Origin of the sequence: Caballeronia sp. (assembly GCF_049581465.1) — a bacterium.
GTDB lineage: Bacteria > Pseudomonadota > Gammaproteobacteria > Burkholderiales > Burkholderiaceae > Caballeronia.
In genome coordinates this window covers 1-5,998 of the sequence record NZ_JBAUSA010000159.1, presented here as the reverse complement: position 1 = coordinate 5,998, position 5,998 = coordinate 1, and the positions used below count along the sequence as shown (strand labels likewise).

Annotated in this window: 8 protein-coding genes; 4 read left to right on the top strand and 4 right to left on the bottom strand. The window is 59.9% G+C overall.

Annotated elements, in window-relative coordinates; translation table 11 throughout:
- Positions 1–38 precede the first annotated feature (38 nt).
- Positions 39–1,391: an MFS transporter gene (locus tag WCA53_RS04030; protein ID WP_423905713.1), complete on the top strand. Its 1,353-nt coding sequence runs from the start codon at positions 39–41 to the stop codon at positions 1,389–1,391.
- A gap of 74 nt (positions 1,392–1,465) precedes the next feature.
- On the opposite strand, the gene WCA53_RS04025 is transcribed toward WCA53_RS04030, so the two are convergent.
- Positions 1,466–1,654, bottom strand: a complete 189-nt coding sequence (locus WCA53_RS04025; RefSeq protein ID WP_423905711.1) for a hypothetical protein — start codon at positions 1,652–1,654, stop codon at positions 1,466–1,468.
- 232 nt (positions 1,655–1,886) lie between these two features.
- Here WCA53_RS04025 and WCA53_RS04020 point away from each other — a divergent pair, with 232 nt between their 5' ends.
- Together WCA53_RS04020 and WCA53_RS04015 are read left to right on the top strand one after the other, a co-directional pair.
- Entirely contained in the window at positions 1,887–2,207 is a 321-nt protein-coding gene (locus WCA53_RS04020; protein ID WP_423905708.1) for a hypothetical protein, read from the top strand.
- Between the two features lie 30 nt (positions 2,208–2,237).
- Positions 2,238–2,642: a VOC family protein gene (locus tag WCA53_RS04015; protein WP_423905705.1), complete on the top strand. Its 405-nt coding sequence runs from the start codon at positions 2,238–2,240 to the stop codon at positions 2,640–2,642.
- A 31-nt stretch (positions 2,643–2,673) separates the two neighbouring features.
- Here WCA53_RS04015 and WCA53_RS04010 read toward each other — a convergent pair whose 3' ends face one another.
- Positions 2,674–2,859 (bottom strand): hypothetical protein, encoded by a 186-nt coding sequence (locus WCA53_RS04010; RefSeq protein WP_423905701.1) that lies wholly within the window; start codon positions 2,857–2,859, stop codon positions 2,674–2,676.
- A gap of 199 nt (positions 2,860–3,058) precedes the next feature.
- Here WCA53_RS04010 and WCA53_RS04005 point away from each other — a divergent pair, with 199 nt between their 5' ends.
- Positions 3,059–4,063 (top strand): TIGR03571 family LLM class oxidoreductase, encoded by a 1,005-nt coding sequence (locus WCA53_RS04005; protein WP_423905697.1) that lies wholly within the window; start codon positions 3,059–3,061, stop codon positions 4,061–4,063.
- Here WCA53_RS04005 and WCA53_RS04000 read toward each other — a convergent pair.
- The gene (locus tag WCA53_RS04000) at positions 3,990–4,292 is read right to left on the bottom strand and encodes an ATP-binding cassette domain-containing protein (RefSeq protein ID WP_423905718.1); all 303 of its coding nucleotides are present in this window, start codon (positions 4,290–4,292) and stop codon (positions 3,990–3,992) included. The two genes, WCA53_RS04005 and WCA53_RS04000, sit on opposite strands and share 74 nt — an antisense overlap.
- A 32-nt stretch (positions 4,293–4,324) precedes the next feature.
- The coding region (locus WCA53_RS03995) for a TonB-dependent receptor domain-containing protein (RefSeq protein ID WP_423905693.1) at positions 4,325–5,998 on the bottom strand (1,674 nt) is incomplete at its 5' end.

Here is a 5,998-nt window from a genome sequence, read left to right as displayed (position 1 = left end):
TCCTTGGACACTCCAATAGAAGTATGAAGGGGACATGAATGGAACACGGACAATTGGCTGTCGGCGCGCGAACCCGCTGGTATGACGGCCTTACGGCCACGCACTGGCGCGTGCTAAGGGCTAGCTTTCTTGGCTGGATCTTCGACGGTTACGAGGCAATCGCACTCGTCATGGTTCTCGGGCCGATGCTTCATTCGGTGTTGTCGCGGGAGCAGGCGGCGTCGTCCACGATCTACGCAGGTCTCGTGATCGGCATCACGTTGCTCGGCTGGGGCGTCGGCGGTCTCGTCGGCGGGATTCTCGCGGACTACGTCGGGCGCAAGCGCATGATGCTGTGGTCGGTGTTCCTCTATGCGATATTTTCCGGTTTGACCGCGTTCTCGCCGACCTTCTGGGTGTTGTGCGGACTGCGCTTTGTGACAGGCCTTGCGATGGGCAGCGAATGGAGCACGGGCATCGCGCTGCTGTCGGAGACCTGGCCGGAGCAGGCTCGCGCGAAAGGGGCCGGATTCCTGCAATCGGGCTTCGGCTGGGGCACCCTCATCGCAGCGGTCTTGTGGTATGCGCTTTCGTCGACGCATCCGCTCGGCACTGAAACCTGGCGGCTCATGTTTGCGCTCGGCGCACTCCCCGCGTTCTTCGTGCTGTATATCCGGCGCGGGGTGAACGAGTCGGAGAAATGGCAGCGCGCGGTACGCGAAAAGCGCTGGAGCGCAACCAACGTCCAGCCGGCCGAGGGTGAAGCGCTTCTATCCGGGAAGCGCCCCTTCACGCTCACGCAGCTGTTCAGCGAGCGCGAAGCGCTGCGCCGCACGTTGATCCTGCTTGTCCTGTCGATCGTTACGACCGTCGGCTGGTGGGCCATTTCCAGTTGGTTGCCGACCTACACCGTGTCGATTGCCAAGGCGGAAGGCATCCCCGACGCTCTAGCATGGGGCTCGAAAATATCGATCGTCTACACCATCGGCGCAATCGTGGCCTACCTCATCGCGGGGTTCGTGGTGGATGCGATCGGCCGACGGGCGTTCCTGTCGCTGACATTCGTCGGCGCGCTGATCACCACGATCATCACCTATAAGCTGACGACGAGCGTCGAAATGATGATGGTGGTGGCGCCGATCAACGGCTTCTTTACGCTTGGGTGTGCTTACGTGTGGATGGCGATCTACCCATGCGAGCTCTTCACCAGCAGCGTTCGTTCGACTGCGATCAGCTTCGTGTTCAACGCCGCGCGGATGATAGCGTGGGTCTTTCCGATTGTGGCAGGCAGCATGATCAAGTCGTTTGGCGGCGTGTCACACGCCGCGTTGGCGCTCGGATCGGTATACCTGATCGGCATCGTGCTGCCGTGGTTTTTGCCCGAAACACGTGGCGCGGGTATGCCTGACTGAGACGAGTCTTCACCGCTGAAGGGCGCCTCACACTGCCCCGTCAAACGAGCGCAAGGATATTGTGCGCGGGCAGGTCAATGCCGGTGGCCCGGCCAGTGCATGTGATGCGGCCAATGCATGTGGTGCGCGTCAAGCCACTCGCGCATGCGCACCAATCCCACGTTGTCCTCGGGGTGCTCTTGACGATAGCGGCGGCCTTGTACCCCAGCGGAAACCACTAGGATCGCTACGACTACAAAGAGGCCGATCATTGGCTGAGACATGGTCACCCCCTTGTCACGTTGCGACCCACCCTATATTTTAGGTCGCGCGTTCAAGAAAGCGAATTCTGCTTCGAACTTAAGAAGGCGCGCCTCCCGTCAAGCTCAATCCTCAGTCGAATACCTCCCGCCCAATCCCCTGCGCGCTTGTATCGCCTCGACGACATCCGATGGATTCGAAGCCGCGCGAGGAGTAACGTTGATTTATCCGACAATCAACATAAGGGAGACCCCTATGCCCGACGAACCCGGTGCATGGCACATGTTTGAATACGAGGGCTTCGACATCCATGTCCTGCCCCAGTTGAAGCCGATCCCGGAGCACGCGCCGCCGCGTGCGAGCGAGCGGTACGTCTATATCGGCCACGTCTGCCGTCACGGCGCGAATGCCGCTGTGCCGGGCGAAGCCGTGCACTTCCACGCGGACGGCGACGACGCGTTCAAGACCGCCGACGACGCCGTACAGGACGCGCGGCACATCGGGCGAAGCATTATCGACGGAACGCATCCGGATCTTTCCGTGTTGCAGCTCGTCTCGCATCATCATCTCAAATGACAGCGGCCTCGCCACGGAGCGCACCCACCGATGAACCCTCCCTCCGCCGGAACCGAGCCGAACGCCGACCCACCAAACGAGCCGACAGTCGAAGGCTTGAGCGCCATCACGCTTTCGACTCGCGACATGCAGCGCGCTGTGCGCTTTTACCGGGCGCTCGGCCTTTCGCTACTGCACGGCGGCGAAAATGAAGCGTTCACTTCATTTGCGCTGGGGCGGTCGTTTCTCAACCTGACGACGGAAACGCAGGGTCCGATCGGCTGGTGGGGCCGGGTGATCATCTATGTTTCGGACGTCGATGCGATGTATCGCACGGCGCTCGCGGCCGGCAGCACACCGGACTTCACGCCGCGCGACGCACCCTGGAACGAGCGCTACTTCCACGTTAGGGATCCTGACGGACACGAACTCAGCTTCGCGAGACCATTGAGCTGAGGCGTGCGTTTCGAGGCGCGGCAGACGCGATTCACTTCTCCTTGTAGGCCTTCGCCATGGCAATGATCTCAGCCTGATTGAAGTCGTTGATCTCGTTGATCAAGTCATTCGTGATGAGTTCGCCGCTCGCCGGGATCTTCTGCTTGGTCACGCCCCATTTCTGCATGAAGTCGACATAGGCCGCGTACCCGCGCTCGGTCAAGGGCGATAAAGCCATTCGATGGAAACCGCTCTATTTCTCCGTTTGTCGCGCAAATCATCTGCAGATAGATTGCACCCGGCAAGCTTAGCGGGCGGGCCCCGACAACTAGCGAGCCTATCGGACTCGTGACCCGGTGTATCAAGTGTTGTTAGCGGACCTGCGTTTTTCTCCGGCAGAAAAGTACGTACTCTTCGTACAGCCCTAAGGAGATGCCATGGATATGTCAGCCCCCCTGCGCGAACGCTCGCCCACGAATGCCGTTCGCATCGAATCACATCCCGGATACCAACGCGTGTTTCGGCGAGACGCACTGACGGTAGGTCTCATCCTGCCGCTCGAAACGCATCCGGATTCTCCGCAACCCACCATGCGCGACCACATTGCGATGGCGCAGCGTGCAGAGGATCTTGGCGTTGCCGCATTGTGGGCGCGAGACATTCCATTTCTTGATCCTGCCTATGGCGACGTTGGCCAGATCTTCGATCCGCTTATCTACATTGCTCATCTGGCCGCCGCCACACACACTATCACGCTCGGCACAGCGGGCGTTGTGCTGCCGATGCGCGAACCGTTGCTGTTGGCGAAGCAGGTTAATTCGCTTGATCATCTGACGGAAGGACGGTTGGTCGTCGGCATGTCCTCTGGCGACCGCCCCTCTGAATATCCGCTCTTCGGGATTGACTTCGAAACGCGTGGCGAGCGGTTTAGAGATGCGTTCAGCGTCTACCGGAACGTCAGCGAAAGCACAGTCCCGCGTTTCACTTCTCCTCGCTTCGGCCAGTCCGCGGGATTACTGGATATGCTTCCGAAGCCGCCGTATGGCCGTACGCCAGCCATTGCGGTGGGCCGCGCGCAGCAGACCCTGGGATGGATCGCCGAAAACATGGACGGCTACCTTGGATTCGTTCCCGAGCCTGAGCAACTGGAGAGTTTTGGAAAAGAGTGGCGAGAATTAGTGCGGCACACGGCGGGCGGCAGCGCATTCAAACCACTCGCTTTTGGCGGATTTCTTTATCTTCATCCCAAGCCGCATCAACCGTTCAAGCGGATCAAAGGCGGATTTTTAATCGGTAGTCGTGCGCTGCGAGATTTTCTTGAACAGGCGAGAGACGCCGGGGTTAATCATGTTGCGCTGAATCCCAAAGTCACACCGCGTCCGTACGCCGAAATACTCGACGAACTGGGCAGCATCGTTTTGCCGGCGTTTTCCGGCAAATAGAGAGGCGGACCTGGATGTCTTCGCCGTCGAGTTGTATCGTCCCCGCGAGCGGCGTGTTAAAGCGAAAGGCGCAGCGCAGAAGTGTCGTCTTGCCGCTCCCGTTCGGTCCGACGAGCCCGACGAACTCGCCGGGACTCGCCGCAAGACTGACCGCTCGAAGAATCCTGGATGCGTCCTTGCCGTGAGCCACCGGCGACCAGTCGATTTCGGATACTCGCAATGACGACATCATCGATACTCCGAGGGCGATGAAACAATTGCTTAGAACGTGTAAGCGAGCTTGCCGAATGCCGTGCGGCCCAACGTGTTGTAACCGTACGCGGTGGAGTACTGCCTGTTAAAGAGATTCGACAGGTTTGCCGACGCGATGAGATGCGAATTGATCTTGTACGCGGCACGCAGCCCGACCGTTGTATACGACGGCAGATACGTCGAGTTGAACTGGTCGTCGAAGGTCGATCCCCCGTACAGCACGGAGACGCCCGTGCTGAGCGCGTGCAGGTGGAACTCGTCCCACGTGTGATCGACGCTCAGGCTCACCGTCTGGCGCGGACGGCGATTGAGCCAGGTCTGGTCGGTGACGTCCTGCGGATTCAGGATGCCGATCGCGAGACTGACAGGCGTCGAGTTGCCAAGCGTGCCCTTGTACGAAAGATCGATGCCCTGGATGTGCGCCCGGCCTACGTTCACAGGAAGATAGGTCACCGAATCGTACGTGATCAGGTTGTGGACGCGGGTGTCATACACCGCAGCCGTAAAGGTGCCGAACGACGTAGCGGCATCAAGTGCTGCCTCGACCGTATCGCTGCGCTCAGGGAGCAGGTTCGGGTTCGCGTAACCTGGGTAGTACAGATCGTCAAAAGTCGGCAGCCGGAATGCATTGCCATACGAGACGCGTGCGGTATATATCGGCGTGATCGCATAAGCCAGCGCGACATTGCCGGTATTGATCGACTGGCCCTCGATGATCTCGTGGCGGCCCGCGAGGAACATCGTAAGCGCGCCGAGCGTGACCGATTGATGGACCGAGAACGCCGAGTCGTTGCGTGCCGGTATGCCCGAGGGGATATCGACCGGGAGGAAAGCTTGCTCGCGGCCGAAGTCATACGCGAGCTTCGACTCGCCGGACAAGGGCAGGCTGAAGATCGTGAATCCGCGTTCCTGATGGGTCAGCGAGGTCGACGTGCTGAAGCGCGTCGAGTCGATCTCATCGGTCGGGATGGTTGGGTCGGTCGCATAGAGGAACTGGCGGTCCGTAGCGTAACCGACAGACTGGTCAAACTGGGTGAACGGTGTGACATCCAGATGGAACGCAACACCCGTCGTCAACTGATGATCAAGCTGCCGGTCGGCGCCGCCTGCGTTGTCGTAGGACAGGTCAGACTTGTGGTAAAGCGCAAAGGTGGAGATCGACCAGTTGTCATGGGCGTACCCCAAACGCGCATCCACGTCTTGAGCGTGGTAGGGGTTTCGGCCATTCTCATGCCCGTACGTCCACGGCTGGGTCGCATCGATCCCGGCGGTGTTGTAGTCGTGCAGCCCGAGCGAATAAGTTAGTCCGGATAATGCAGCGAGCGGACCTGTAGACGGGATACTGCCTGACGTGCGGATTTGCGTATCGAACGTCTTGTTCGAACCGCCGCCTGTGGAAATCGTGGTCTGGTTGGGCAGGTTTGATGCATGGCGCGTGAAGAGTTGTACCACGCCACCTATTGCATCCGCACCGAACGAGGCGGCAGCCGGGCCTGAGATGACTTCGACGCGGTCGAACGAGGCGGTATTGAGATCTGCCCACTCGGCTTGGCCTGTGGTCGCAGAACCTATCCGGATACCGTCAATGAAGACGGCGACCTGACTGCCTGACGACCCACGGATGCTCACTGAGGTGGCAGAGCCTGGACCCCCGGTTTGTGAAATCGTGACGCCGGCAAGTGT

What these genes read in the sequence shown, in the direction of transcription:
- WCA53_RS04030 (WP_423905713.1), top strand. Translation starts at nt 39, where the DNA reads ATGGAACACGGACAATTGGCTGTCGGCGCGCGAACCCGCTGGTATGAC.
- WCA53_RS04025 (WP_423905711.1), bottom strand. Translation starts at nt 1,654, where the DNA reads ATGTCTCAGCCAATGATCGGCCTCTTTGTAGTCGTAGCGATCCTAGTG.
- WCA53_RS04020 (WP_423905708.1), top strand. Translation starts at nt 1,887, where the DNA reads ATGCCCGACGAACCCGGTGCATGGCACATGTTTGAATACGAGGGCTTC.
- WCA53_RS04015 (WP_423905705.1), top strand. Translation starts at nt 2,238, where the DNA reads ATGAACCCTCCCTCCGCCGGAACCGAGCCGAACGCCGACCCACCAAAC.
- WCA53_RS04010 (WP_423905701.1), bottom strand. Translation starts at nt 2,859, where the DNA reads ATGGCTTTATCGCCCTTGACCGAGCGCGGGTACGCGGCCTATGTCGAC.
- WCA53_RS04005 (WP_423905697.1), top strand. Translation starts at nt 3,059, where the DNA reads ATGGATATGTCAGCCCCCCTGCGCGAACGCTCGCCCACGAATGCCGTT.
- WCA53_RS04000 (WP_423905718.1), bottom strand. Translation starts at nt 4,292, where the DNA reads ATGTCGTCATTGCGAGTATCCGAAATCGACTGGTCGCCGGTGGCTCAC.